Origin of the sequence: Yinghuangia seranimata (assembly GCF_029953285.1) — a bacterium.
Taxonomy (GTDB): Bacteria; Actinomycetota; Actinomycetes; order Streptomycetales; family Streptomycetaceae; genus Yinghuangia; species Yinghuangia seranimata.
This window is the reverse complement of the sequence record NZ_JASAOI010000057.1, coordinates 48,508-74,904: the sequence shown is the minus strand read 5'-3', so window position 1 is coordinate 74,904 and position 26,397 is coordinate 48,508. Positions and strand designations below refer to the sequence as shown.

General features: G+C 73.0%; 25 protein-coding genes and 2 pseudogenes. 15 read left to right on the top strand and 12 right to left on the bottom strand.

All coding sequences use genetic code 11. From position 1 onward, the window contains the following. The first annotated feature begins 11 nt into the window (after positions 1-11). Together QI554_RS33770 and QI554_RS33765 are read left to right on the top strand one after the other, a co-directional pair. Positions 12-488 carry a hypothetical protein gene (locus tag QI554_RS33770; protein WP_281475621.1) on the top strand — a complete coding sequence of 159 codons (477 nt, stop codon included), beginning with the start codon at positions 12-14 and terminating at the stop codon, positions 486-488. Between the two features lie 96 nt (positions 489-584). After that, positions 585-803 (top strand): hypothetical protein, encoded by a 219-nt coding sequence (locus QI554_RS33765; protein WP_281475620.1) that lies wholly within the window; start codon positions 585-587, stop codon positions 801-803. A gap of 45 nt (positions 804-848) precedes the next feature. On the opposite strand, the gene QI554_RS33760 is transcribed toward QI554_RS33765, so the two are convergent. The 3 genes from QI554_RS33760 to QI554_RS33750 form a co-directional block, all read right to left on the bottom strand. Continuing rightward, positions 849-1,490, bottom strand: a complete 642-nt coding sequence (locus QI554_RS33760; protein WP_281475619.1) for an NADPH-dependent F420 reductase — start codon at positions 1,488-1,490, stop codon at positions 849-851. 90 nt (positions 1,491-1,580) lie between these two features. Continuing rightward, positions 1,581-2,834: a flavin-containing monooxygenase gene (locus tag QI554_RS33755; RefSeq protein ID WP_425528102.1), complete on the bottom strand. Its 1,254-nt coding sequence runs from the start codon at positions 2,832-2,834 to the stop codon at positions 1,581-1,583. A 110-nt stretch (positions 2,835-2,944) separates the two neighbouring features. Next, the gene (locus tag QI554_RS33750; protein ID WP_281475617.1) at positions 2,945-3,679 is read right to left on the bottom strand and encodes an ArsR/SmtB family transcription factor; all 735 of its coding nucleotides are present in this window, start codon (positions 3,677-3,679) and stop codon (positions 2,945-2,947) included. 65 nt (positions 3,680-3,744) lie between these two features. Here QI554_RS33750 and QI554_RS33745 point away from each other — a divergent pair, with 65 nt between their 5' ends. Beyond that, positions 3,745-4,863: a cytochrome P450 gene (locus QI554_RS33745; RefSeq protein WP_281475616.1), complete on the top strand. Its 1,119-nt coding sequence runs from the start codon at positions 3,745-3,747 to the stop codon at positions 4,861-4,863. Continuing rightward, on the top strand, positions 4,860-5,693 hold the full coding sequence (locus QI554_RS33740) for an isocitrate lyase/PEP mutase family protein (protein ID WP_281475613.1): 834 nt from the start codon (positions 4,860-4,862) through the stop codon (positions 5,691-5,693). The genes QI554_RS33745 and QI554_RS33740 overlap by 4 nt, the downstream gene beginning before the upstream one ends. A gap of 81 nt (positions 5,694-5,774) precedes the next feature. Here QI554_RS33740 and QI554_RS33735 read toward each other — a convergent pair whose 3' ends face one another. Continuing rightward, positions 5,775-6,620, bottom strand: a complete 846-nt coding sequence (locus QI554_RS33735) for an LLM class F420-dependent oxidoreductase (RefSeq protein WP_281475611.1) — start codon at positions 6,618-6,620, stop codon at positions 5,775-5,777. 223 nt (positions 6,621-6,843) lie between these two features. On the opposite strand from QI554_RS33735, the gene QI554_RS33730 reads away from it, so the two are divergent. The 3 genes from QI554_RS33730 to QI554_RS33720 all read left to right on the top strand — a co-directional run bounded on the left by QI554_RS33730 (position 6,844) and on the right by QI554_RS33720 (position 11,348). Further along, complete coding sequence (locus QI554_RS33730; protein ID WP_281475702.1) at positions 6,844-7,599, top strand: SDR family NAD(P)-dependent oxidoreductase; 756 nt, start codon at positions 6,844-6,846, stop codon at positions 7,597-7,599. A 139-nt stretch (positions 7,600-7,738) separates the two neighbouring features. Next, positions 7,739-9,316: a hypothetical protein gene (locus tag QI554_RS33725; RefSeq protein WP_281475610.1), complete on the top strand. Its 1,578-nt coding sequence runs from the start codon at positions 7,739-7,741 to the stop codon at positions 9,314-9,316. 43 nt (positions 9,317-9,359) lie between these two features. Further along, entirely contained in the window at positions 9,360-11,348 is a 1,989-nt protein-coding gene (locus tag QI554_RS33720) for an HAD-IA family hydrolase (RefSeq protein ID WP_281475608.1), read from the top strand. A 70-nt stretch (positions 11,349-11,418) separates the two neighbouring features. Here the strand turns inward: QI554_RS33720 and QI554_RS33715 are convergent, their stop codons facing one another. Further along, complete coding sequence (locus QI554_RS33715) at positions 11,419-11,823, bottom strand: MerR family transcriptional regulator (protein ID WP_281475607.1); 405 nt, start codon at positions 11,821-11,823, stop codon at positions 11,419-11,421. 78 nt (positions 11,824-11,901) lie between these two features. Here QI554_RS33715 and QI554_RS33710 point away from each other — a divergent pair, with 78 nt between their 5' ends. Continuing rightward, positions 11,902-13,119, top strand: a complete 1,218-nt coding sequence (locus tag QI554_RS33710) for an MFS transporter (RefSeq protein ID WP_281475605.1) — start codon at positions 11,902-11,904, stop codon at positions 13,117-13,119. Here the strand turns inward: QI554_RS33710 and QI554_RS33705 are convergent. Then, a complete protein-coding gene (locus QI554_RS33705) occupies positions 13,100-13,972 on the bottom strand; it encodes an SDR family oxidoreductase (protein ID WP_281475603.1) in 873 nt (290 codons plus the stop codon). The two genes, QI554_RS33710 and QI554_RS33705, sit on opposite strands and share 20 nt — an antisense overlap. A 143-nt stretch (positions 13,973-14,115) precedes the next feature. On the opposite strand from QI554_RS33705, the gene QI554_RS33700 reads away from it, so the two are divergent. Next, positions 14,116-14,553 carry a MarR family winged helix-turn-helix transcriptional regulator gene (locus QI554_RS33700; RefSeq protein ID WP_281475601.1) on the top strand — a complete coding sequence of 146 codons (438 nt, stop codon included), beginning with the start codon at positions 14,116-14,118 and terminating at the stop codon, positions 14,551-14,553. Between the two features lie 46 nt (positions 14,554-14,599). Here the strand turns inward: QI554_RS33700 and QI554_RS33695 are convergent, their stop codons facing one another. The 3 genes from QI554_RS33695 to QI554_RS33685 all read right to left on the bottom strand — a co-directional run bounded on the left by QI554_RS33695 (position 14,600) and on the right by QI554_RS33685 (position 17,107). Further along, positions 14,600-15,883, bottom strand: coding sequence for a low temperature requirement protein A (locus tag QI554_RS33695; RefSeq protein ID WP_281475599.1), 1,284 nt, complete (start codon positions 15,881-15,883; stop codon positions 14,600-14,602). Between the two features lie 148 nt (positions 15,884-16,031). Further along, positions 16,032-16,520: a pyridoxamine 5'-phosphate oxidase family protein gene (locus tag QI554_RS33690; RefSeq protein WP_281475598.1), complete on the bottom strand. Its 489-nt coding sequence runs from the start codon at positions 16,518-16,520 to the stop codon at positions 16,032-16,034. Positions 16,521-16,582: 62 nt separating this feature from the next. After that, positions 16,583-17,107: a MarR family winged helix-turn-helix transcriptional regulator gene (locus QI554_RS33685; protein ID WP_281475596.1), complete on the bottom strand. Its 525-nt coding sequence runs from the start codon at positions 17,105-17,107 to the stop codon at positions 16,583-16,585. A gap of 123 nt (positions 17,108-17,230) precedes the next feature. Between QI554_RS33685 and QI554_RS33680 the strand changes: the two genes are divergently transcribed. The 6 genes and pseudogenes from QI554_RS33680 to QI554_RS43455 all read left to right on the top strand — a co-directional run bounded on the left by QI554_RS33680 (position 17,231) and on the right by QI554_RS43455 (position 24,448). Beyond that, on the top strand, positions 17,231-17,866 hold the full coding sequence (locus tag QI554_RS33680; RefSeq protein ID WP_281475594.1) for an NAD(P)-dependent oxidoreductase: 636 nt from the start codon (positions 17,231-17,233) through the stop codon (positions 17,864-17,866). Between the two features lie 253 nt (positions 17,867-18,119). Next, entirely contained in the window at positions 18,120-19,169 is a 1,050-nt protein-coding gene (locus QI554_RS33675; protein ID WP_281475592.1) for a porin PorA family protein, read from the top strand. Positions 19,170-19,326: 157 nt separating this feature from the next. After that, positions 19,327-20,121 carry an SDR family NAD(P)-dependent oxidoreductase gene (locus tag QI554_RS33670; protein WP_281475591.1) on the top strand — a complete coding sequence of 265 codons (795 nt, stop codon included), beginning with the start codon at positions 19,327-19,329 and terminating at the stop codon, positions 20,119-20,121. Positions 20,122-20,319: 198 nt separating this feature from the next. Then, positions 20,320-21,900 carry a carboxylesterase/lipase family protein gene (locus tag QI554_RS33665; RefSeq protein ID WP_281475589.1) on the top strand — a complete coding sequence of 527 codons (1,581 nt, stop codon included), beginning with the start codon at positions 20,320-20,322 and terminating at the stop codon, positions 21,898-21,900. A 76-nt stretch (positions 21,901-21,976) separates the two neighbouring features. Beyond that, positions 21,977-22,282, top strand: a pseudogene (locus QI554_RS33660) (type 1 glutamine amidotransferase family protein); the annotation flags it as partial. 483 nt (positions 22,283-22,765) lie between these two features. Further along, a complete protein-coding gene (locus tag QI554_RS43455; RefSeq protein ID WP_343230838.1) occupies positions 22,766-24,448 on the top strand; it encodes a tetratricopeptide repeat protein in 1,683 nt (560 codons plus the stop codon). Here QI554_RS43455 and QI554_RS43450 read toward each other — a convergent pair. The 3 genes and pseudogenes from QI554_RS43450 to QI554_RS33650 form a co-directional block, all read right to left on the bottom strand. Continuing rightward, a pseudogene (locus QI554_RS43450) lies at positions 24,433-24,507 on the bottom strand (WYL domain-containing protein); the annotation flags it as partial. The gene QI554_RS43455 and the pseudogene QI554_RS43450 sit on opposite strands and share 16 nt — an antisense overlap. Before the next feature lie 144 nt (positions 24,508-24,651). Further along, positions 24,652-25,134, bottom strand: a complete 483-nt coding sequence (locus QI554_RS33655) for a chaplin (RefSeq protein ID WP_281475588.1) — start codon at positions 25,132-25,134, stop codon at positions 24,652-24,654. 310 nt (positions 25,135-25,444) lie between these two features. Next, positions 25,445-26,293 carry a hypothetical protein gene (locus QI554_RS33650; RefSeq protein WP_281475587.1) on the bottom strand — a complete coding sequence of 283 codons (849 nt, stop codon included), beginning with the start codon at positions 26,291-26,293 and terminating at the stop codon, positions 25,445-25,447. Positions 26,294-26,397: the final 104 nt, after the last annotated feature.

Genomic DNA, 26,397 nt, shown 5'->3' with positions numbered 1-26,397 from the left:
GAGCCGCCCCCATGGACGCGACCGTCGCGCTCAGCCTGCTGCGGCTGGCCGCCGCCGACCTGGCGGGCGCCGCATGGCAACGGCCGTCCGACGCGCGGCTCGTCGAACTCGCGCTCGACGCCGTGCTCGCCGGGGTCGAGTCGCCGTCCCTGACCCGGCTGGCCGGCCTGGCGCGCGGCGAACACCGCGAGGCGCGCGAGCTGTTCGCCCGGGCCGCCGAGGAACTCGGCCTCGTCCCGCTGCTGCCCGACGTCCTCGACGCCGCGCGCTGGGAGGCGGCGCTGTGGTGGGCGGGGCGGATCGTCGACGGCACGCTCGACCCGGTCGAGGGCCTCACGCTCATCGTGCGGGAGGCCGCCGCCGAGCTCGACTACCCCGCGCGGCTACGGCCGTTCGTGGACGCGCTGGCGGACGCCGAGACGCAGGGCCCCGACGCGACAGGCCAGGCCGCCCTCGCGGCGGCCCGCGCGTTCGTCGACGCGTCCTGAGCCGTCGCGCCGCCAAATCCGTCGCCGCGGCCTCCTCCGTCCGGGCATCATGAGCCGCATCAACCGTCTTCGCGGCGACGACATGGGGGAGTGGCCATGGACGAGAAGTGCCCACGGTGCGAGGGGCGTCTGCTGCCGATCGTGTACGGGTATCCGGCGCCGTCGTTGTTCGACCGTGCTTCCGCGGGCGAGGTCCGGCTCGGCGGGTGCGTCGTCAGCTCGGACTCGCCGCAGTGGTCGTGTGCGGACTGCGGGACGGAGTTCCGGGACGAGGCGGGCGGCCTGACCGCGGTCGGCGCCGACGAGTCGGACTGACGGCGCCCGGGCGTCGATCCCGCCCGGGGCCGCCGGACACCGGTCCTACAGTTCCAGCGCCGCGCTCAGCCGACCCGCCGTGAACGGGCCGTCGCCGTACACGTTGTAGACGACCGAGCCCGGTTCGAAGCGCCGTCCCTCCGCGAGCGGGCCCGTGTCGACGGTGTCGTACCCGAGCGCGTCGGCGAACGCGGCCGCCTCTTCCTTGGCCGCCTTGTCGTCGCCCGCCAGCGGCAGGGCGCTGCGCCGGGGGTCGTGGGCCGGGCGGCCGAGCGTGGCCAGGTGGGCGAAGTAGATCGTGTTGAAGAGCTTGACGACGTGGGCCGACGCGAGGCGCCGCTGGAGCAGTTCGGCGGAGGTGATCGCGTCGGGGCCGGTCAGTTCGGGCAGGTGCTCGTCGCGTTGGGGGTAGTAGTTGCCGGTGTCGATCACGGTCTTGCCGGCCAGGCCCGCGTCCGGCAGGGTCGGGTAGGCCTTGACGGGGACGGTGACCACGACGAGGTCGCCGGCCGCGGCGGCCTCGCCGACGGTGCCCGCGCGGGCCCGCGGCCCGAGGTCGGCGGCGAGGTCCGCGAGCGTCTCCGGCCCGCGTGAGTTGCTGAGGACGACGTCCCAGCCGGCGTCGACCGCGAGCCGCGCCAGGGTGCCGCCGATCTTGCCGCTTCCGATCAGTCCGAGAGTGCTCATGGTCGCGACAAACGGACGGCCGGGCACGGTTGTTCCCGAGCTCGGCCGTCCGGGTGACGCGCGGCCCTCGCGGCCGGGGTGCCGCGGGGGTCAGCTGGTGCGTCCGACCGCTCTGGCGATCCGCCGTGCGTCGATGGCCAGTTCGCGGAACATGCCGCTGATGGGGTTGGTGTACCCGGTGAAGTACAGCCCGGGTGCGCCCGCCGCGCAGTGCGGCCCGTGCACCAGCGGGCGGCCGTCCGCGCTCAGCACGCCGAGGTCGCCGACCAGGTCGTCGAGCCCGCGCCGGTAGCCGGCGGCGACGATCACCACCTCGGGGTCGATCGACGTGCCGTCGCACAGCCGGACGTCGCCGCCGGAGAACCCGGTGGGCGCCGCGACGACCTCCACCGTCCCGGCCACCACCGCGTCGATGAACCCGACGTCCTGCAACGGGATCGCGTCGTCGCGCTTGATCCGCGTGTACAGGCCGTCGACCGGCCGCGGGAGCCCGTACGCGCTCAGGTCCGGCACGGTCAGGCGCGCGTTGATCCGGCTCAGCCGGTCCACGACCGCGGTCGGGACGTGCCGCATCAGGATGCCCGTCGCCTGCGCGGAGACCCCGCCCACGCTGCGCCGCACGATGTGCGGCGGCGTGCGCACCGCGATCCGCACCCGCCGCGCACCGCCCTCGACCAGGTCGACGGCGATCTCCGCGCCGGTGTTGCCGACGCCGACCACCAGCACGTCGCGCCCGGCGAACGGCCCGGGCTCGCGGTAGTCGGAGGCGTGCAGCAACTCGCCCGTGTACGCCTCGCGGCCCGGCCAGTCCGGCAGGTACGGCGTGTGGTTGTGCCCGGTCGCGACGACGACGGTCCGGGCCCGGCGGCTGCCGTCGGCGGTGCGGACCAGCCACGGCAGCGCGCCCTTCCCGTACGCCCGCGGGCCGTCGTTGCGCTCGACCTGGAGCACCTTCACGCCGGTGCGCACGTCGAGGCGGTGGTGCGCCGCGTAGTCCTCCAGGTACTCGACGACGTGTGCGCGCGAGACCCAGCGCCCGTACGAACTCGGCATCCGGTAGCCGGGCAGCTGCGAGAGCCTGCGCGGCGTGTGCAGGTGCAGCCGTTCGTAGTGGCGCCGCCAGCTGGAGCCGACGGCGTCGTCGCGTTCCAGCACGGTGGTCGCGATGCCGAGCCGGGTCAACGCGGCGGCCACGGCCAGGCCGCCGGGGCCGCCGCCGATGACCAGGGTGTCGGCGAACGGTCGCGCGTCGTCGGCGGCCGCGTTGGCAGCCGCGTCGGCGGCAGGCTCGGGCCTGGGCGCAGGCTCGGGCCTGGGCGCAGGCTCGGAATCACGCTCGGACACGGGCTCAGGGACTCGCTCAGGCACGGGCACGGCGACTCCGGTCGTCGGCGGCGGCGCGGGGCCGCCGCGATGATCAGGACGCCATACGATCGCCGTGCGGGCCCGCAGGGTCAAGGGTTACCGGTGGGGGCGAGCTCCAGCTCCTCCGGTTCGATGCCCAGGAGTTCGTGCAGTCGGCGGGTGCCTTCGTCGGTCACCTTGAGCGCGCGCTGCGAGCCGATCCGCACGCACCAGCCCTCCTCCAGGGCGTGCCTGCACAGCGCGGCACCGGACAGACCGGACAGGTGCGGGCGGCGTTCCGTCCAGTCCAGGCACGGGCGGGCGACCGGGCGCCGCGAGCCGCCGGACGCGGCCAGGTCCATGCCCTGCGCGGCGAACCAGCCCAGGCCGTCGTCGGTCAGCGCGAAGCCGCTGTCCTGCACGAGCAGCCCGCGCGCCGTCAGCGCGTCCGTGATCGCGATGCCCAGCCGGCCCGCCAGGTGGTCGTAGCAGGTGCGGGCCCGCGCGAGGGCGGTACCCACCGAACGCGCCTTGAGGGTGCCGGTCGGCGCGGGCGGCGGGCCGGAGAACGCGGCGAGGTCCTCGATGAGCTGCGCGGTCTGCGGGTTCGCGATCCGGATATAGCGGTGCCGGCCCTGCCGCTCCTCGACGAGCAGCCCGCCGGCCACCAGCTGGCTGAGGTGCGCGCTCGCGGTGGACGGCGCGACGCCCGCGTACCGGGCCAGTTCACCGCCGGTCCAGGCGCGCCCGTCGAGCAGCGCGAGGCAGAAGGTCGCCCGCGTCGCGTCGGCGAGCAGGCCCGCGAGCGCGGCGAGCTGCGGGGCGGAGTGGTCGCTACTGGGCATACGTCAAGTCTGCCGCACGCACATTTCGGTGAGCGCCGAAACGACGCACGCCTAGGGTCGTCCGCATGACGACCACAGAGGTACGCCACGAGCTCCCCGTCGTGGCCCGCCACGCCGCCGTCCGCGCCGCGCTTGCGGACCCGCGCCTGCAGGTGCCCGCGGCGCCCCCGGCCCCGGGCGGCACGCCGGACAACGCGTGGTTCCGCGCCGGCGTGGCGCGCTTCGCCAACGGTGAGGCGCACGGTCGGCGGCGCGCGTACGTGGTGGACCGGCTCGCGGCGGTGCGCGCCGACGCGCTGCGGGACGCGGCGTACGAGGCGGCGGCCACCGTGCTGGCGGCCCGTACGACTGAGGCCGCCGCCGACGCCTCCGCAGGGATCCGCGTGGACGTCATGGCAGACCTCGCCCGCGCCGTGCCCCTGCGCGTGCTGGCCGCCGCGCTCGGCTTCGAGGCGCCGGACCTCGACACCGTCGTCGACGCGGTCACCCGCATCGCCGCCGCCTACCACCCGGGCGCCGACGAGGCGCTCGTGCGCGACGCGGACACCGCGGTCGTGGTCATGACGGCACTGGTCACGGCGCTCCCCGACACCGGCGGCGAGGACGGCGGGGACGGCGGGGACGGGCGCGCGGACGAGGCCGAGCGCATCGGGAACGTCATCGGCATCCTCGTCCAGACCTGCGACGCCACGGCCGGCCTCATCGGCAACACCGCCGCGACCGTCCTGCGGCACGGACCCGGCGCGTTCCCCGGCGTGCCCGTCGCCGCGCTCGTCAACGAGACGCTGCGGCTCGACCCGCCGGTGCGCGGTACGCGTCGGCGTGTGGCGGCGCCGCTCGGCCTGGCGACGACCGACACCGCCGACGAGGCCGACGCGACTCCAGAGGCCCGCGAACTCCCCGTCGACACCGTCGTCGTGCTGGACTTCGCCGCCGCCAACCGCGACCCGGACGTGTTCCCGGACCCGGACGCCTTCGACCCGTCGCGCGGCCACACCGCGCACCTCACCTTCGGCCACGGCCTGCGCCCGTGTCCCGGCGCCGACCACGCCCTCGCGCTGGCCTGCGGAACCCTCGAGCCGCTGCTCGCCGGGTTCCGGCTCGCCGAGCCCGACGCCGCGATCGTCTACGCACCGCCCGCCAACCTGCGCGTCCCCGCGCGTCTGGAGGTCACGCCCCGATGAGCACCACCGAACCGACCGCGCGCTACGACGCGTTCCGCGCGCTGCACCACGGCGAACGCCCGCTGCTGCTGCCCAACGCGTGGGACCACGCCTCCGCCGCCGCGCTCGCCGCCAAGGGCTTCCCCGCGATCGGCACCACCAGCCTCGGCGTCGCCGTCGCCGCCGGGAAGCCCGACGCGGCCGGCCTGACCCGCGACGAGACGGTCGCGCTGGCGCTCGGCCTCGCGCCGCTGCCCGCGCTGATCACCGTGGACATCGAGGGCGGCTTCAGCACCGACCCGGCCGAGGTCGCGGCGCTCGCCGCCGAGTTGGCCGCGGGCGGCGTCGCGGGCGTCAACATCGAGGACGGCCGGCCCGACGGGACGCTGACCGACCTCGCGCTGCAGACCGAGCTCATCACGGCCGTCAAGGAGACCGTGCCGACGCTGTTCGTCAACGCCCGCACCGACTCCTACTGGCTCGGCACCGGCGGCGCCGACGCGACCGAGCGCCTCGCCGGGACGCTGCGCCGCGCGGAGGCGTTCGTCGAGGCGGGCGCGGACGGGCTGTTCGTGCCGATGCTGCCGGACGACGACGCCATCTCCGCCGTGGTCAAGGGCGTCGACGCCCCGCTGAACGTGCTGTTCGCCCCGGACAGGCACAGCTTCGGCCGGCTCGCCGAGCTGGGCGTGGCGCGGGTCAGCTGTGGCTCGCTGCTCTTCCGCGCGGCCGTCCACCACGCGGTCGAACTGGCCTGGGCGATCGCGCAGGACGGCGTCGCCTCGGGTGCCGGGCTGCCGTCGTACGCCGACGCGAACGCGCTGGCGTCGCTGTACGACCCGGCTCCGTAAGGGCGTTCCGCTGGCCGAGCCTGTCAGGTGCCCGGCATGCCTGGTCGAACGGGCATGCCGGGCACGCCCGTTCGGTCGGCCCTACGCCTCCACGTAAGCCTTCACGTAGTGGTCCAGCGTCCGCAGCACGGTGTCCGCGGGCGCGTGCGGGACGGTGAGGACGACCTCGTCGATGACGCCGAGTTCGTGGAACCGGGCCACCTCGGCGGGAGTGGGCGGGAAGCCGCCGCACGGCACGACGCGCAGCCCGGCCGGGTCGCGGCCGACGGCCTCGCAGGCGCGGCGGACCAGCGGGAGGCCGTACTCGACGCTCATCGCGCCGACCGGGAGCCAGCCGTCCGCGTACTCGGCGATGTGCCGCGCGAGCACCGGGCCGCCCATGCCGCCGAGCAACACCGGTGGGCCGCCCGCCTGGACGGGTTTCGGCCAGCACCAACTGGGCGCGAACCGCACGTGTTCGCCGTCGTAGGACGCGATCTCGTCGCGCCATAGGCCGCGCATCGCGAGCACGCGTTCGCGCACCATCGCGCGGCGTGCGCTCCAGGCCACTTGGTGGTCCTCGGCCTCCTCCACGTTCCAGCCGAAGCCGACGCCGAAGTCGAACCGGCCGCCGGAAAGCAGGTCCAGGGACGCGATCGCCTTCGCTGTGACGATGGGCTCCCGCTGCGCGAGCAGGCAGACACCGGTGCCGAGGCGCAGCGTGCGGGTGGCCCCTGCGGCGGCGGTCAGCGCGATGAGCGGGTCGAGCGTGTGCCCGTACTCGACGGGCAGTTCGTCGAACATCGGCAGGTTGCTGCGCCGGCTCGTGGGCAGGTGGGTGTGCTCCGAGACGAACAGCGACGCGAAGCCGCGTTCCTCGGCGGCCACCGCGATTTCCGTGATCGAAATGGTCAGGTCGGTGGCGAACATGGTGAGGCCGAATCTCATCGTCGCTCCGTGGCGTATCGGCTTTTCCGCGGGGGGAATTCGGAATGGTGCGGGGGCCGTCGTTCCGGTTGTGTGGTCGTTGATATTGGGTGTACTCGCGAACCGGCTGTCGCGAAACGCCTGATGGCACTTCGTCGCGCAAAAGGGAATCATGGCCCACGGCGCCGTCGGAGAGAACCGCGGCGGGGCGGCATCGCCGACGTGGGGGAGAAGATCCGTGGGAATGTTCGATCTTGCCGGCCGTTCGGCTTTCGTCACCGGCGCGTCGCGCGGTATCGGGCGGGCGATCGCGCTCGCGCTGGCCGAGGCGGGCGCGGACGTCGCCCTGGTCGCGCGCTCGGCCGAGTCGCTCGCGTCGGTCGCCGACCAGGTCAAGGGCCTCGGCCGACGGGCGTTCGCGCTGCCGTGCGACGTGACCGACCCGGCCGCGGTCGACGCCGCGGCGCGTGCCGCCGTCGACGCGTTGGGCCGCGTCGACATCGTGGTCAACAACGCCGGAGGGGTGCCCGCCGCTGGGCCGGCCGCGGCGTTGGACGCGGCCGCGTGGGAGGCGTCCTGGCGTCTCAACCTCGACTCCGCGGTGAGCGTATGCCGGTCGCTGGCACCGGAGTTGCTCGCACGCGGGGACGCTTCGGTGATCAACCTGACCTCGGTGGCGGGCGTCGTCGGGGTGCCGTTTCTGGCCGCGTACGGGACGGCGAAGGGCGGCGTCGTCGCGTTCACGCGCGGCCTGGCCGCCGAGTGGGCGGCGTCCGGGGTGCGGGTCAACGCGATCTGCCCCGGGCCGGTGTGCACGGACCTGAACCGGCCGTTCTGGGAGCACGAGGCCATGCGCGCGCAGACCGCGGCCGTGGTGCCGATGCGGCGGTGGGGGCAGCCCGAGGAGGTCGCGGGCGCGGCGGTGTTCCTGGCCTCGCGGGCCGCGTCGTACGTCACCGGGCAGGTGCTCGCGGTCGACGGCGGACAAACGGCGGTGTGAACGCGCGTTGAATGCTCTCGGCAGCCGATCGGAATTCGTCGATTGCCAAACGGAATTACGGTTCCCGTTTGTCGAGATTGTGTGCGTGAACCCCCGCGACTCTTCTTGACCGAGCCAAGCGATGTTAGAAAAGCCCGCCATGGAGCAGGTGAGGAAGATCATCGATGACTGGCGGGTCAGGATCGAGGACCACCCACTGCACCAGTGGCTGGTCGAGGAGGACGACGTCCCGCCCGAGCGGAAACTCTGGTTCTCCCTCTATTTCACGAACTTCATCATGTATTTCCGCGAACTGAACATCTACCACATCGCCTATCAGGGCGACGCGGGGCTGGACGCGCCGCGCGCCGCGCTGACCGGGCACGCCGACGAGGACATGACGCACTCGCGGCTGTTCATGGCGGACTTCAAGACCCTCGGGTGGGACGACCTCCTGGGCTGGAAGCCCTCCGAGGTCTTCCACTGGCTGTTCACCAGCCAGGTCAACGAGCAGCTGCGCCGCCGCACCACGGCCATCACCAAGCTGTACATCGAGGCCCAGGACCCCGCCGTGCGGTACGCCGTCGTCGAGGCCGTCGAGGCGTGCGGCAACGCGCTGTTCCGGCACACCACGCGGCTGGCCGACCGGTACACCGCGCGCACCGGCCGCGAACTCATCTACTGGGGCCAGTACCACCTCGAGCGCGAGACCGGCCACGCCGTCGAGGACGAACACGAGACCGTGTTCGCGGACATGGAGCTCACCGCGCAGCAGCGCAAGGACGCCGTCCGGCTCGCCGTCCGCGCGTTCGAGCTGATCGACGAGCAGAACAGCCACATGCTGCAACTCGCGCAGGAGACGCTCTCCCAGGGCGGCTTCGACCTCCGTCGCCGCGCGCACGCCGAGCCGTCGCGCGCCGTCGACGCCGTCGAGCGCGAAGGCGACTACCAGCCGGGCGCGATGTGGCCGGAGGGCTACGCGTTCAACTTCTGGCCGGTCGACCCGCACCCCACCCAGCGGCCGCTCGTCGAGGCGCTGCGCGCGGAGACCGACCGGGTCGCCGCGTCGGGCGTCCTCGACTTCTTCCGCACCGACGACCTCGACGAGGGCGAGGCCCGGCTGCGGCTCGCGCTGCTGTTCATGGCCACCGACACCACCGGCACGCCCACGGTGTACCGGCACATGGTCCCGTACGCGTTCCCCGCCACCCCGGCCGAACGCGCCGTCAACCGCATGGCGTCCCGCTTCGGCTCGCGCTCGAAGATGCTGTACGTCGACTGGCACTCCCTCGGCCTGGACGAACGCCTCGACTGGCCGGTCAGCCGCACCCTGGAGTTCATCTACCTCGACCGCGCCACCGAGACGCACCGCGACCTGCGCGCCGTCGTCACCCACCACATCGACGTCACCACCGATCCGCTGCTGCGCTACTGGACGGTCGTCGCGCTCAAGAAGATGACCGCGACGTACGCCGACGCCGTCGGATCGCTGGCGCGCAGCATCGAGGACAAGACCGGCCGCCCGCTGCCGTACCTGACGCTCAAGCGCAGCCCGCACGACCTCGTGCTCGAACCCGACCCCGAGGCCGACGCCATCCGCTTCGACACCTGGGCGGCCGCGCCCGCCACCGTCGACGCGGCACGGGCGACGATCGAGGGCATCGCGGGCTCGATTTTCACCCGCTACAACCGCATGCTCGACTCGCAACGCCTCCGTGACTACCCCGAGGTCGCCTGATGCCCGAACTCCGCTCCGTGGAACGCTCCTTGAAGGCGGCCGTATGACCGACAGCGCAGCGGTGAAGGCCGTGGTCTTCGACGTGGGCGGCGTCCTCGCACACCCGCCCGGCGGCCCGATGGCCCCGCCCAAGGACTTCTTCGGACCGTCGGACGCCGACACCGACCACCCGTGGCACCGCCTGGAACGCGGCGAGATCACGCTGACCGACCTCTTCCGCGAGGCGATGTCCGGGAAGCTGCCCGGGGGCATGCCGATGCCACCGATGCCGGCGGGCATGCCCATGCCGCCGGGGATGGCCGGGATGCCGATGCCGGGGATGCCGATGCCGGGGATGTCCGGGGCCGGCACGGCGGGCGGATTCCCCGGCCCCTTCCCGGGCTCGACATCGGTCGGAATGCCGCCGCTGCCCCCGCCCGGCGCCGAACTGCCGCCGGGCATGCCGCTTCCGCCGCCGTTCACACTCGACCGCGGCTACGTCGCGCTGGCCGAACGCCTGGCCCGGGCCGGGGTCCCGCTCGCGCTGTGCACCAACGCCGTCAAGGAGTTGGAGCCGCTGTGGTGGGACCTGTACCCGTGGGCCGACCTGTTCCCGGTGATCGTCAGGTCGTTCGAGGTTGGGGCCCGCAAGCCCGACCCGGCGCCGTACCTCGCCGTCCTCGAACTCCTGGGAACGAGCGCCGCCGAGACGCTGTTCGTCGACGACTCCGACACGAACCTCGCCGCGGCGGCCGAACTCGGCTTCGCCACGGCGCTGGTGCGCGGGTCCCTGGAGGAAGTCTCCGCGCGGGTATGGGAGATCGTCGGACTGACTGATCCGGGCGCGGCGGCAGTGGCGGCGGAAGCCACGCCTGGCGCGGCCGTCTCGGAGGCCGCCGAGCCGCAGCCGACCACGATCGGGGCGTCGGCCGAGCCGTCGCAGGCCGACGACGTCCTCCACGCCGTACGCGAGTTCGCCGCCACGATCAGCGGCCGCTCCGCCGCGATCGAAGCCGAAGGCCGCATCCCCGACGACGTGGTCGAGGGACTCCGCGCGACCGGGCTGCTCGGCGCACTGTTCCCGGTCGCGCTCGGCGGGCCCGGCATGACGCCGTATCAGCTCGTCACGGCGATCGCGGAACTCGCGTACGCCGACGCCTCGGTGGCGTGGTGCGCGGCGATCGGCATCGACGCGGGCCTCTGCGCGATGCACTGGACCGACGAGCAGGTGCGGACGCTCTTCCCCGCGTCCGACCTGCTCGTCGCGGCCGTACTGCCGCCCCTCGGCCGGGGCCGCCGCGTCGCGGGCGGCTACCGCGTCTCGGGCCGGTGGCCGATGGCCAGCGGCGTCCAAGCCGCCGACAAGGTGCTGTGCGGGATCCTCGCCGAGGACCCGACGCCCGCCTGGCGGGTGGCGGTGCTGTCCGCCGCCGACCTGCGCGTCCTGGACACCTGGCACACCACCGGCCTGCGCGGCACGGGCTCGCACGACATCGAGGCGTACGACGTGTTCGTGCCGCGCGAGCACACCTTCGAGTTCACCGCCGCACCGCTGCGCACCGATCCGCTGTACGCCACCACCGACCACCTGGTGGCGAAGATGGCGGGCGTCGCGCTCGGCATCGGCCGCGCGGCCCTGGACGCGACCCGCGAGCTGCTGAGCACGAAGACCGACTCCGTGACTCGGCAGCGGGTCGGCCGTAACCCGCGCGTCCAGGCCGAGTTCGCCCATGCGGAGACCCTGGTCGGCGCGGCGGGCGCGTACGTGCGCACGACCCTGGAGGACAGCTGGCGGGCACTCACGTCCGGCGGCACACCGGAGAAGGGCCCCGGCGCCCTGGCCCGCCGCTACGCCTTCCGGGCCTGTCGCGAGGCCGTCCAGACGCTGTACGACCTCGCCGGATCGCACGCCGTCTACTCCGACCGCACCCCGCTCGACCGCCAGTTGCGCGACATCGTGACCGCGTGCCAGCACGTGGCCGTCCAGGACCGGATGCTCGAAACGGTCGGCGACCTGCGGCTGGGCGGAGAGCCGTTCTCGCCCTTCCTCTAGCCGGAGAACGACGTGGGCCGGGATCCCGGGGCGGGGTCCCGGCCCGCACCGGTGAAGCCCCGGTCCGCGGTCAGCGAGGGGAAGTCGCGGCCGTGGCCCCGCCGATCGCGCGTTCGGTGACGTCGGCGGGGGCCGCGGCGATGACGGTGTCCAGCGCGGACCGGGAGATCTGCAGGTCGGTGATGGCCTTGGTGATCCGCTCGCGTTCCTTGAGCAGGTCGGCGAGGAGGTCGGAGCAGGTCGGCACCAGGCGGTCGGCCTCGTCCCGCAGGCAGGGCAGGATCGTGGCGATCGTGGCGGTGTTCAGGCCGGCGCCGAGCAGGCTGCGGACGCGGCGCACGGTGTCCACGTCCGCCTCACGGTATTCCCGGTAGCCGCTGGGGCGGCGCTCGGGCCGGAGCAGGTGCTGCTCCTCGTAGTAGCGCAGAAGCCGTTCGTGGACGCCGGTCCTGCGGGACAGTTCGCCGATCCGCACGTGCCCCTCCTCACTGATGCCTCGGCGGCCGAGACGCCGCTTGACTCTCACATAGATGTGAGACTTTAGCGTCCGGGCATGAGTAAGAGCTTCGCTTCGCTCGCCGCTTTGTGCGCGAGCGTCTTCGTCGTCGGAACGTCGGAATACCTGGTCGCGGGGATGTTGCCCGAGGTCGGCGCGGACCTTCAGGTCTCGCAGGGCACGGCCGGCCAGGCGGTGACCGTCTACGCGCTCGGGGTGGTGGTCGGCGGCCCCGTGGTCACCGTCGCGACCGCGCGGCTGCCCCGCAAGGGCCTGGCGATCGGGCTGATGCTGCTGTTCGCCGCGGGCAGCGCGCTCAGCGCCCTGGCCCCCACGTTCGGGATGCTGCTGGCCGGGCGGGTGGTCTCCTCGCTCAGCCATGCCGCGTTCCTGGCGCTGGCGTTGGTGACGGCCACGAGTGTGGTGCCCGAGCACCGGACGGGGTCGGCTATCGCCACCGTGGCCTCGGGATTCGCCGTGGCCACCTTGCTCGGCGTGCCGCTGGGCGCGGCGCTGGGACACGCTGCCGGGTGGCGCGCCCCGTTCGCGGTCCTCACCCTGCTCACGCTGGTCGCCGTCGCGTTGCTGGCGGTGGTCCTGCCGAGGCGGCAGGCCCCGGTCGCGGGTCTGCGCGACGAGGTGCGGGTGGTGACCCGCAAGCCTGTGCTGCTGGCCATCGCGACCACCGCGGTCGGATTCTCCGGTGTGGCCGTCGTGTTCACCTACATCGCGCCGCTGCTCACCGACGTCGCCGGCTTCTCGCCGGCCGCCGTCTCGGCCCTGTTGCTCGTCTACGGCGCCGGCAGCTTCCTGGGCAACGTGGCCGCAGGCAGGCTGACCGACAAGTCCGTGTCCGCGACCGTGCGGGGGGTGTTCGGCGGTCTGACCGGAGCGCTGGCGGCCGTGCCGTTCGCTGTGGTCTGGAAGCCCACCGCCGTCGTCGCCGTCCTCGTCCTGGGCCTGCTGTCCACCGCCACCATTGCTCCCTTGCAGGGCCTGATCCTGCGCCACGCCGGGGCGGCGCCGGCCCTGGCGGTCTCCGTGAACGTGGGCGCGTTCAACCTCGGCGCCGCTGCCGGCTCCGCCCTCGGCGGGCTCCTCGTCGCCGCGGGCGCGCTGCGCTGGACGGGACTTGTGGGGGCCGTGCTCAGCCTGGCCGGTCTGGGACTGACCTACCTGGTCCTTCCCCGTGTACCTGCCGCGTCACGGCCGGGCACTCCGTCCCGGATCGGCAACGAGCAGGCGTCCTCGTCTTCTATGGCCGGGCGTCGGTGACCGCGGCGCGGAAGACGTCGGCGTGGCGGGCGCACCAGGCGGCGAACGTGCCGGGCGCGCGTCCGAGCAGCTTCTCGACCGTGTCGGTGCGCAGGCCGACGGTGTCGGCGCGCATCAGCGCGAAGCCTTCGGCGAGTGCGGCGGCGAGGGCGGGCGGCGCGCCGTTCGGGAAACGGGAGCGGACCGCCTCCTCGGCGGTGGCCACGTCGCGGACGGTCAGGGGCACGCCGACGGTGTCGGCGATGACGGCGGCCTGTTCGGCGACCGTGAAGGTCTCGGCGCCGGTGAGGACGTACTCCGCGCCCTCGTGCCCGTCCTCGGTCAGGGCGAGCGCGGCGACGGCGGCGATGTCGGCCGGGTCGACGGGTGCGTAGCGGCCGGGGCCCGCGGGGTCGAGGACGTACCGGCCCTCGCGGAGAGTGGGCAGCCAGTCGAGCGCGTTGGTCATGAAGCCGCCGGGCCGCAGGAACGTGGCGGGGATGCCCGTCGCGCGGATCGCCTCCTCGCGGTCGTGGTGCCAGCGGCCCATGGCCGGCATCGGGTCGCCGAGCACGTTGAACGAGGACAGGTGCACGATGCGCCCGACCCCGGCGGCCGACGCGGCGGCGACGGCGTGTGCGGTGTGGGCGAGGCCGATTCCGGGCGTGAGGAGGAACAGCGTGTCGGCGCCGGCGAACGCGGCGGGGAGTGTGGACGGGTCGTCGAGGTCGGCGACGACGCGCTCGGCGTGGTCGGGTGGCTGGACGGCGCGGGTCCGGTCGCGGACGAGGACACGGAACGGGGTGTCCCGGGCGGCGAGTTCGCGGACCAGCTCGCGGCCGACGTTTCCGGTGGATCCGGTCACAAGTATCATGGCATACCTCGGATCATTTGCCGACTAACGAATGTGTGGCGAGACGTTAGCCGGTTAATGATTAGCCGTCAAACGACCCCGTCGGCCGTCGCCTCCGCCTCGCGCGGTCCGGGACGCCGCACCACACCCACCGGAAGGCCGCGATGCCCGAGTTCCTCGACCTGCACGGCACCACGTCGAAGACGCTGCGCGACCTCGCCGACCGCGGCATGCGCCGCCACGGACTGCACCTCGGGCAGAACCACCTGCTCGCGCTGCTGTGGGAGCGCGACGGGCGCACCCCCGGCGAACTCGCCGCCGCGCTGCACGTCACGACACCGACGATCACCAAAGCGGCGACGCGGATGACCACCACCGGACTGCTCACCCGGCGGCCCGACGACCACGACAGCCGCCTCGTCCGCCTGTGGCTCACCGACGCCGGGCGCGCGCTGCGCGGGCCCGTCGAGGCCGAACGCCGCGCGCTGGAGGAACGCGTCACCGCCGACCTGACCGAGGCCGAACTGGCGCAGCTCCTCAGCGCGCTGGCCAAGGTCCAGCGCACCGCGAGCGCGCTGCTGGAGGCGCCGGACGCGTCGTAGCCCCGCCGTTCGGGTGAACGGCGGGGCTACGCGGCGATGCGGGCGGTCAGCGTCCGCGGAAGGACGGCAGGTTCAGCAGCGGGATCGTGCGGCCCGAGCCGACGACGTACGCCTCGCTCACGTTGACCGTGCTGAGGATCGCGGCGCCGAGCGCGGCGACGACGATGCCCGGGAGCAGCGGTGCGAGGCAGGCCAGGACGACGGCCGCGACGCCGCCGCAGAAGCGGATCGTGCCGACGCCGCCGAACATCTGCCAGCGCGAGTAGCAGAACGTCAGTAGGAACAGCGCGATGCCCGGCGCGAGCAGCAGCGCCGGCGTGCCCTCCGGCGCGTCGAGCGGGTGCGCCATCAGCTTCTTCAGGCCGACCGCGACGAAAATGATCGAGGTCACGTACAGCGCGTGGCAGTACGTGAAGATCTCCCGCACGATGCGCGACTGCCGCGGGTCGGTCTCCAGGCTGTGCCGCGCCGCGGGGGCGCCGAAGTGGAAGTACGTCCACCACAGCAGCAGGATCAGCACGAACCCGACGGCCAGCGAGGCCAGCTCCGGCGCGGTGAACGGGTGCGACGACGCCTGGGTGCCGATGGCCATCACCGTCTCGCCGAGCGCGATGATCAGGAACAGGCCGAAGCGCTCGGGAAGGTGCGCGGTCTCGAAGCGGATGCGGCACAGCTTGGAGCTCAGCAGTACCCACGCCAGGATGTCCGCCGCCGCGGCCGCCGCCCACACGGTGACCCGGGCCGGGCCCTCGAGGACCGCGCCCAGCAGGAACAGCGGAGCGGCCGTGGCCAGCGCCGCCGTGAACGGGTTCCACGGCGTGCCCGCGAACTCCGGACGGGTGCGCAGCGCCGCCCACAGGCCTGCACGCAACGCGAGGTAGGCGAGCGCGAACAGCACCGCCCCGCCGTGGTCGCCGCTTTCGTACGCGCGCGGGATGCCCACCGACATCACCAGCCCGCACCCGGCCAGGGCGAACAGCACCATGCGGCCGCGCGTCGAGTCGACCGCGTCGCCCGCGGTGTTGCCCAGCACGGTCGCGCCGACCCAGCACCACCACAGCGGCACCAGCAGCAGCAACGCCTTGGCGGCGCCGCCCGGCCCGTGCGCGTGGGCCAGGCTGTCCGACAACTGCGTGACGGCGAAGACCCACACCACGTCGAAGAACAGCTCGCCCCACGTGACGCGCTGCTCACGGGGTATCAGGTCTTCGGTCGCGCCCGGGACTTCCGGCTCCGGTCCGGTGGCGGGACCGGGATCCTCCGCCACCGGCTCCAGCGCCACGCCGTCCCCGGCCCGCCCGTCCGCGGTCGCACTCTCCAGCTCGCTCACGTGCCCGTCCACCCCGCTGATCCGCCCCGTTCGATCCGATCCGATCCCGTCGGCGAGGCCGGATGGGACCGCGCCGACGGGCGGAGCGTACCGGGTCCGTCAAGGCGGGCGGGCCGGACGCCGGGTGGTGGAACCGGGGTGGGGCGGGTCAGGCGCGCTCGATCGTCCGCAGCCCGCGGCCGTCGGCCGTCCACGTGCGGATGACCAGCGCGGACTTGGCCTCGTTCAGGCCGATCGCGATGACCTCCGTCAGGTCGGCGCGGAACAGGTGGCTCGGCCCTTCCGGGACCTCGCTGCCCCAGGCCTCGAAGATCCGCTTGCGCTCGTCCGCATCGGTGATCTCGACGGCGCGGCCGGCCACCTTGACGTCGCGCTCCCACGTCTCGCCGCTGACGTCGCCCGTGCCGCCGTGCAGCGCGAAGCGCGGGTCGCGGCGCAGGTCCCTGGCCTTGAGCGCGCCCGGCATGCTCCCGAAGTACAGGTCGCCCTCGACGAAGCGGGCTTCCTGGCCGCTGATGCGCGGCGACCCGTCGGCGCGCAGCGTGGCGAGCGTCTTGTGCATGTAGGCGTCGAGTGCGGCCGCGACCTCCGCCGCGAACTCGGGTTCCGCCTCGGCCACATCCGCCCAGCGCGCCATCTCGGAGGTCCTTTCGGAGGAGGACGTCGGCCGCTCGTCGGCCGGCGGGCAAGTCTTCGACCCTAGGCGGACCCGCCGACATCGGAGCCGTCCGCCACACCGTCGCCGAGAGCCTCGAGCAGGACGCGCAGCGCGTCCGCGACCTCGGCCCGCCTGGCCTCGTCGAGCGGGGCGAGCAGCCGGTGCCCGTTGGCGACGTGCTCGGGCAGCACCCGGTCGATGAGCGCCAGCCCGTCCTCGGTCAGCGCGACGTCGACGCGGCGTGCGTCGGCGGTGCTGGGCGTACGGGTCACGAGCCCCCGTTCCTCCAGCCGGTCGAGTCGCTGGCTGATCGCCCCGGAGGTGACCATCGACTCGCGGGTGAGCTCGCCCGGCGTGAGCCGGTGCGCGTCGTTGGCGCGGCGCAGCGTCGCGAGCATGTCGAAGGACGCGGAGTCCAGGCCGTGCGCGGCGAAGGTGTGGCGCAGCTCCTCGCTGACCAGCCGGGACAGCCGCGACATGCGGCCGAGGACGGCCATCGGCGAGACGTCGAGGTCGGGGCGCTGCCGGTTCCACTGGGCTAGGACGCGGTCTACGTGGTCGGTCACATGATCGAGTGTAGCCAGATCTCTTAGCATTAAGATAAAGTCTCTTAGCGTTAAGAGATCGACGCCCAGGGCGTCGGTACGGATGAGCACGCCCGCACACGCACGGAAGCAAGGAGCACCACCATGCGCATCACCGTCTTCGGGGCCGCCGGAAGCGTCGGCAGCCGCGTCGTCGCCGAGGCCGTCGCCCGCGGCCACGAGGTCACCGCCGTCGTCCGCGACCCGGCGAGGTTCGCCGAACTACCCGACGGGGCGCTGCCCGCCGTCGGCGACGCGACCGACCCGGCGCGCGTCGCGGAACTGGCCGCCGGCCAGGACCTCGTCGTCGCCGCGACCCGGCCGCCGGTCGGCGCGGAGGAGGGCCTGGTCGCCGCGACGCGCGGGCTGCTCGCGGGGCTCGCGGGCACGGGCGTACGGCTGCTGGTCGTCGGCGGCGCCGGAAGCCTGAACGTCCCGGGCACCGACGGCACGGTCATCGACCAGCCCGACTTCCCGCCGTCCTGGCGTCCGATCGCGGAGGCGTGCAACGCGCAGCTGGCCGCGGTGCGGGCCGCCGACGACCTGGCATGGACGTACCTGAGCCCGGCCGCGATGCTCGAACCCGGCACCCGGACGGGGCGGTTCCGGCTCGGCACCGACGAGCTCGTGGTGGCGGCCGACGGCACGTCCGCGATCTCCATGGAGGACCTCGCGGTCGCGCTGATCGACGAGGCGGAGGAGCCCCGGCACATCCGGCGGCGGTTCACGCTGGCGTACTGAGCAGCTGCGGTTTGTCTTGTCTCGTATAGGGGTTGGAGACGTCACCGTGGTGGTCGCCGGGCGGCCACCACGGTGACGTATTCGTCGTTGTCCGGCGGGGTCGCGCACCCGTGGCCTGCCCCGGCGGTGAGCATCACCCGATCGGCGGCAGCGTCACACAGATGGCAGTCAGCGGGGGCGGCATCGGGGCATCCCCGAAACACTGAACTCAGACAGGGTGTGATCACGGACCTATTGCCTGGGAGAGCGGACTATGCGGACGAACACCGTGCTCCGCGGTATCGGCGTCGTTGTGGGTCTGGCGCTGATCGCCGGTGCTTTCGTGCTCGCGTACGTCATCACGCCGGACTACGTGGAACGGGTGCCCGGCGACACCGACGTCACGCGCTCGTATGCCGGCACCTTCAGAACCCTGGTCGACGCCCAGGAGGTGGCGAAGGGCAACATCGCGGCGGCCATCAAGCGAGACGTCCCCATGGCCGTCCAGCGGACCGTGAAGGTCGAGGCGACCTCGGGCAACACCGCCCTGGTCAGCGACAGCCGGACGACCAGCGCGGCAGGCACCCAGGTCGAGAAGACGGATTGGAAGTACGCCGTCAACCGCAAGACACTCCAGCCGGCCACCAGCCACCCGGCGGACTGGACAGTGGTCGACGCCAAAGGACTGACCGTGAGTTGGCCGCTCGGCGCGCAGAAGAAGACGTACGTCGGCTGGCGGCCGGAGACCATGACCACGACGCCGCTCACGTACGCGCGAACGGAGAGCAAGTCGGGCGTCAGCACGTACGTGTACGAAGCGCACCTACCGCCCACCCGGATCACCGACTCCCAGGTGCTCGCCAGCCTGCCGCCGGCCGTCCCGCGGGCAACCCTGGCGCTGGTCGCCCAACTCGGGACCCTCCCGCCCGCGGCCAAGGAGCAACTGGCCGCGTTGCTACCGACGTTGGGTGACCCGGTGCCGCTCGCATACACGCTGGAGAGCGCCGACACGTTCTGGGTTCATCCCGAGACCGGCATTGTGGTCGACACGCAGCGGTCCCAGCAGCGCGTGGCCGGAGTGATCGCCCCGAGCAGCGGCGCCTTCGTCCCGCTGCTGCCGGTCTCCGACGTCTCGTACCAGCAGACACCCAAGTCCGTGAAGGACGCGGCGGGCGACGCCAACGACGCCCACGACGCCATCTTGATCCTGGGAACCGTCCTGCCCATCGTGGTAGGCATCGTCGGAGCGCTACTGATCGCCGCGGTCCTGTTCATCCGACGCCTTCGACCGCGCGGCGCCCAAACACCGCCCGCGAACGCCTGACGCGCGCCCAGAGACGCGACGCGCTCGGGCGGCGCGCCTCGGACCGCCGGCCAGGGGCACGAAGGACGAACCCGTCGAGAATGCACACCCGTTCCTCTTGCCGCGCCCGCCCAGCTGCCCTACCTTCCCCGGCCGGGACCCGGACCGAGGAGGAGCCATGAGCGGTAGCAGGCTGGACGGAAAGGTGGCCCTCGTCACCGGCGGCGCGTCCGGGATCGGGCTCGCGTGTGTCGAGCGCTTCGTTGCCGAGGGCGCGGTCGTGGTCGGCCTCGATCTCGCCAAGCCGGACCCGGAGTTCGCGGGCGCGGAGCTGGTCGGGGCCGACGTGCGGGACGAGGCGGCGGTCGCGGCGGCCGTCGAGCGGGTCGCCGCGGAGCACGGGCGGCTCGACGTGGTCGTCAACTCGGCGGGGGTCTCCGGCGGAGGCGTCGTCCACGCGCTGGAGACCGCCGAGTGGGACCGCGTCATCGACGTGAACCTCAAGGGCACGTTCCTGGTCGCCAAGCACGCCCTGCGCGTGATGATCCGTCAGCAGTCCGGCAGCATCGTCAACATCGCGAGTGTGGAGGGCCTCCAGGGCACCGAGGGCGGCAGCGCGTACAACGCCTCGAAGGGCGCCGTGGTGACGCTGACGCGCAACATGGCGATCGACTACGGGCGGGCCGGCATCCGGGTGAACGCCATCTGCCCCGGCTTCATCGACACGCCGATGTTCCGGGCCGTGATGGGCACCGGCAACATGACGCAGTACCGCGAGGAGTACCGCGAACTCCACATGCTCGGCCGCTTCGGACGGCCGGACGAGATCGCCGCCGCGGCGCTGTTCCTCGCCTCCGACGAGGCGTCGTTCGTCACCGGCCAGGCCCTCGCCGTCGACGGCGGCTTCCTCGCCGGGACGCGCACCGGGCTGAGCGACCTGATCGGGAGCGCGCTGGGGATCACACAGGGCTGACCCCGCGCCGCGGGCGCGGTTCGTGCGACGGCGTCGCGGAGATACGCGGCGACGCCTGACGCACCGGCGAGTTCGTCCGTGATTCGCCAGTCCACGCCACCCATCCGGTAGGTGTGGCGCGTGTGTACCGGCGGGTAGGACCGGCGAGCCCGAGCACCAGGGCGCCCACCCGTCGCGTACAGAAAGGGCCTTGATCCGATGCCCTCGAACGTCGAAGTCCAGACCGCGCACGGTCCGGTTACCGGACGAACCACGGACGGCGTCACCAGCTTCCTCGGAGTCCCGTACGCGGCACCGCCGGTCGGCGCCAACCGGTTCAACGAGCCGGTCGAGCCCGACGCGTGGACCGAGCCGCTGCCCGCACTGGCCTTCGGCCCGACCGCTCCGCGCGACAGCGGCGGCAGGTTCGACCGGCTGCTGGGTGGAACCCCGGTGCCCGGTGACGGGTGGCTGACGGTCAACGTCTGGACACCCGACACCCAGCCGTCGGAACGTCTGCCCGTCATGGTCTGGATCCACGGCGGCGCGTTCCTGCGTGGGTCCTCGGCCGGGACCGCGTACGACGGGTCCACGTTCGCGCGCGACGGCGTGGTCTGCGTCAGCGTCAACTACCGGCTGGGCGTCGAGGGGTTCGCCTACATCCCCGACGCCCCGGTCCCCGCCAACCGCGGCCTGCTCGACCAGGCCTTGGCCCTGCGATGGGTGCGGTACAACATCCAGCACTTCGGCGGAGACCCGTCCACCGTCACCGTGTTCGGGGAGTCCGCCGGCGCGATGAGCATCCTCGCGATGCTCTCGGCCGAACTCGGGCTGTTCGAGCGGGCCATCGTGCAGAGCGGTACCGCCCACCTGTCCCAGACCTCCACCGACGCGCTGCTGCTGACCAAGGAGCTCGCCGAGAAGCTGAGCGCCGAGCAGGGTTCCCCGGTGGAGCCGAGTTTCGCCGCGTTGAGCAAGTTCTCGCCCGAAAGCCTGATCGCGGCCCAGCAGTCGGTGCACAACGACGTGGTGGCCACCGCCGATGCCGTCCGCTTCGGGCAGACCACCATCGACTCGTGCGGCATGTCCTTCCAGCCCGTGGTCGACGCCTCGCCCCTGAGGGGTCGGCCGATCGACCTGATCGCCAACCGCGGCGCGGGCAGCGGCGTGCCGCTGCTGATCGGCACCACGGTCGAGGAGAACCGCTATTTCGTCCTGCAGAACGAGGCGCCGGAGTTCCCGCCGCGCCCGGAGGACTGGCAGCAGCGCCTGACGGTGTACGGCGTCCCCAAGGCGAAGGCCCTGTACGACTGGTACGTGGAGGCCCGGAAAGAGGCCTACCCCCGCGAGCTCCCCGCCGAGGTCTTCGCGGCGGTCATGACCGACCGGCTCTTCCGGATCCCGAGCTACCGCGTCGCCGAGGCCCGCGCCAACGTCCCGTCGCCGTCCACCACGTACGTCTACGAGCTCGGCTGGCGCACCGGCAAGGCCGACTACCTGCCCGGAGTCGCGCTCGGGGCCTGCCACGTCAGCGAGATCCCGTTCGTGTGGGACACCGTCGAGGCCGAAGGTGTGGACAAGCTGATCGCCGACCCGCCCGCGGGCCTGGCCCGGCGGATACACGCACGATGGGTGGAGTTCGCCAAGAAGGGCCACCTCGAGGACTGGGAGCAGTACCACCTGCGGGAACGACCCGTGATGAGCTTCTGCACCGACAACACCGACACCACCGGAATGGTGAACGACCCGCGCTCCTTCGAGCGCGAACTGTGGCACGGCGCCCTCGATCCCGAGCCGTAGGCCGGCCGCGTGAGGTAGGGCGTGGACCGCGGCAGCGCGGCAGGCCCTCCGCCGGTCGGCGGCACGCCAGGCGGGTCGGTCGGCGCAGTCCGGCCGACCTCTCGCCCTGCTGTGCCGTGCTCCCGCCGCCCTGCTCGCCGCGCGCAACGAGGACGGGACCTGGCCTTTCGCCGGCTACCGGATGACCGGCCTGTCCAACATGGAGGAGAAGCTCAACAGCTTCGGCCGCAAGGCCCCCTGGCTGCTCGAGGACCGGTTGCGCGGCAACGGCGCCCGCTACGTCAAGGCCCGGCTGCCGCTGATGCCCTTCATCACCGTCGACCGCAACCTCCACACCGGGCAGAACCCCGCCTCCTCGGCGCGGCTGGCCGCTCGGCTCCTCGAAGCGCTCGGCGCGCCGCCTGCCCGCCAGCGCCGCTCCAGCGGAAGGGCACGTGATCGTGCTCCTGGGGCGCGTGACCCCGGACCGGGCCTTGTCCGTGGGCTCGGATACCTTCTGCTGATCATCGGCGCCGGGTCCGGGCCGACGGCCCTCCGCGCCGTCGGGCCGCGGGCCGTCGGCGTGTCGTCAAGGACCCGGGTGGGGGCTCAACTCAACGTGGCAGCACAGCAGTTTCCGCATCCGCAGCAGGACACGTGCGGCCACGCCGAAGGTGTGGGGGATCCCGTTCAGGAGGCGCTCGGGGAGGTGGCCGTCGCCCGGCTCGCGCTGGCCGAGGGGGACGTGGCCCACGCGGCCGCCCACGTGGCCGGCGCGTTGTTCCACGAGCCCGCGCTGCCCGAAGCGCACGAGCTGCTGCGCGAACTGGCCGCACTCGACCCCGCGGGCGGGACCGGACTGTACGGACCCGACGAGCACGGCGGCATGTTCGCCGGCAGCGCGGCCGCGCTCGCGCACCTGAACGCCGCGACGGGCGACGTCGACCGCGCCGTGTCAGGGCTGCTGCAGGTCGCCGTGAGCGAGCCGGACCGGCCGTGGGGTGCGTCCGCACCGTGGCTGGTCCCCGGGCTCGCGGCCCGCTTGGACCCCGACGCGTTCGCCGTGGACGTCATGCAGGCGGCGCAGACCCTCGACCGCACGCTGGGGGACGAACGGCTCTCGGCCATGGGCCCGTTCGCCGAGCTCACGCGCGCTATGACCGCCGCGCACCCGGAGCACGGAGTGCTGCTGTGGGCGTCGGCGGCGTTCATGCGCCGGCTGGGGGCGTTCGACGAGGCGGTCGACTGGGCGTCCCTCGCGTGGACGCTTGAACAGTCGAAGCCGGCGGCCGCCGTGCTCGGCGGTGTCTGGCGTCGGATGGGCCGCGAAGCCGACACGGTCGAACTGTGGACCTCGGTGCTGCGGGACCACCCGGACGACGTCGAGATGCACGTCGACCTGGGCGAACTGCTCGCCCGCATGGGGCGGTTCGACGAGGCGGAGGAGTGGATCGAACGCGGGCTCGCGATCGACCCCGCGCACCCCACGGCGGGCCCGGCGGTACACGGCGTGCGGTGGGCGCGCGACCACGACGTCGCGCACCTGGTGGCCCTCGCCGACCACCTGCGCGCGCACCCGGACCACCCGTACGCGCTCCACCTGCTCACCGGTGCCTGCGAAGGGACGTGGCTACGGCACGTACCCCTGCCCACCGAGGCCGTGACCAAGCTGCTGCCTGTGCTGGTGGAGAAGGGCACTCCGGGCGATGCGGAGGGGATCCGCTTCGACGTGAGCGCCCTGGAGGTGCCCAGCGCGGTGCGTGCGGTGCACCTCCTGTACCCGCGGCTCGGTGTCACCGTGCAGTCCGTGCGCGAGCCCGACATGCGGGTGCCGCTGCGGGCGGGGAAGTACGCGGTGTGGTCCTACCCGTCCGGCGAGACACAGGCGCGGCCGGTGCCGGGGCCGCCGGCTCCGCAGGTCGCGGCCGCGGTCGCCGGCGTCGCGGGGCCGGCGTGGACACATCCGGCAGCCGCGTACGACCAGGCGGTGCTGCTCGCGGGGTGCCCGTTGGGCGACCTGCTGGGTGCACTCGTCCACCCGCCCGCGGTGCCTGAGGCCACCGCGGACGGGCTCCCGCTCGGACGCGAACACGCGGCGTTGTGGCTGCGGATCGTCCAGGTGTGGGCGTGCCTCGGCATCGCGCACCACAAGGCCGACGAGCCGTGGGAGGGATCGGTGCGGCGCGAGGTCCTGGTGGACCTCGCGTTCGGACCCGAGGACTGGGTGAGTGACGCGGCGCTGTTCGCGCTGGTGGCGACGGCGTGGCTGGTGCCGGACGTTCGCGACGACGTGGCGGAACTGGTCGGGAACCGGTTCCTCGACGCGGTGAAGGCGACGCAGACCCGCGAGGTCTCGGTGCTGTCCTCGCTGGCGGACCTGGTCCTCGCGACCCCGAGCATGCCGCCGGCCCTGCGCGACCTGGCCCGCCGCTGCCGGGACGCGGAGGACGGCGAGCCGGAACATACGTCGGGACGCGTGCAGGCGCAGCCTGAGCCGGACCGGCCGCAGCGCCGCTCCCTCTTCAGCCGGTGGCGCCGGGGCTCGCGGGGCGATCGGTCGAGGTCATAGGCGAGCAGGTACCAGCGCCGGTCCGAGGCGACCCGGCGGTACGGCTCGACCCGGCGCCGTTGCAGCGCGCTCCCACCGTCGGCTCCGTCCCGGGCTCCGCTCCCTTCTGTCTCGACGAGGTCGAAGCCGACTTCGACCTCGTCGAGGCAGGCCCTCGCGGGGGCCTAGGGGGACCCCACGACGGTTCCCGGCGACGTCAACCGTCAGGCAGGCAGCGGAGTGGCGCGGCGGTAGAGGATCGTGCCGGCGAGAAGGAACGCGATGCCGGCCCCGGCCAGCGCGGCGGTTTCGGTGCCGGCACCGGTCTCCGCGAGACGGACAGGCCGCGGCGCGGGGGCCGCGACCGGTGCCTCGCGCTGGACCGGGGGAGGCGTGACGGGGTTCTGCGGCGGGGGAGGCGTCGGCATCGTGCGCGGGTGCGGCGTCTCCGAAGGCGGGAGGGGGATCTCCGGCGCGGTCTCGGCCGGAGCCGCGTTGGCGCAGGTGTTTCCGAAGACGGGGCTCAGCAGGCCCACCACGTGAAGGCCGTTGCCGCACACGTTCACGGGAACGTCGACCGGGACGCCCACGGTGTTCCCGCTGCCCACGCCGGGTGAATCCGCGGCGGCCCCGTTGGCACCGCTCTCGGCATGCGCGACGCCCCCGACCGCGGCGGCAAGCGCGCCAGACGCGGCGACAGCGACCAACAGGCTCTTCCTTGAGATGTGCTGCACGGGAACCCCAGCCCCTTCGGCGACAGAAGGCGGGACCTGTTCCCGCGAAGACGCTAACGGCTCCCGAGGGGTCAAGTTACTCAAAACGGAGAAATATCGATCCCAGCCTGATTTCGGATCATTTTCATTTCTTCGCCACAGTGTCCCCCGAACGGCGGCACCCGTGCCGGTTGCCTGCGCGCCGACCTCGCCTTCACCGCCGAGCGGTGCGTGGTCAGGGCCCCGTGGCAGCGGCGACGAAGTCCTTGGACGCAGTCGGGCGTTCGGACTGTGGGATGTGCCGCTACTGCTGATGGAAGTACGCGACGCGGATCGACACGATCACGAGCGTGGTGCCTTCCGGCCGGTCCGTGGTCGTGCTGTTCGGCGTGCGGAGGGCTTCGGTGATGCTCGTCGTCGACGTTCTCGACGTTCTCGACGACTGGATGGGCGCCGTGGGCCGGTGCACGGTTCGGTCGTGTTCCCAGAAGTCGGCCTGCAACTCCGGCCCGGCGAGGTTCGTTCCGGTGATCTTGCACGGGTTCTCGGCGTCGACCGTCCCGCCCGCCGTGGTCGGAGTCGACGACGGAACCCGACCGCAGAACGGGGGACGTGCGGACGGAGGCGGGCTCGTCGGCACGCCGGCGTCCGGGCTCGCGGACGGGTTCGGAGGCGGAGGAGTAGCCACCTTGGCCCGACTCGCGGCGTCGATGCTCCACCCGTGGCCGTCGAGCGTGAGACTCACGCGGGCCGCCGCCTCGGACCTGCCGGACGGGACGACGTAAGCCCGCGTGACCGTCCGCTCGCAGGCGACTTGCGACCACGAGCCTCCTGAGAAGAACCCGCCGTACTGGAGGTCACTTCCGCACACGTCCCACACCGCCTGCGCGCCGCCGCCCGGCTGTGCGTCGAGGGCTTGTTCGAACGACGTGTACGCCGCTTCGATCGCGCGAGCGGCGTCCGCCTGCGCCTGCCGCACCTGCGGCTGTGCGGCGACGCGGTCGACATCCGGCGGTTCCGGGTCCTTCGCCGCCTCCGACAGGACGTGGCTGACGTAGACCGCGGCCGCGAACGCAGCCAGCATCCCGAACGCGACAAGAAAGCCGACCGTGTTCACCACGGTCCTGAGAATCCGCTCCCCCCGTGAACTCATTTACGGATGATGACTGTTCGGCGCCGTGCGGCGGTCACGAAAGGGGCTCGGCGGGGTTCCGGTGAAGGAACAACCGGTTGAGAGGTTGGCGGCGGTCGCAGGCC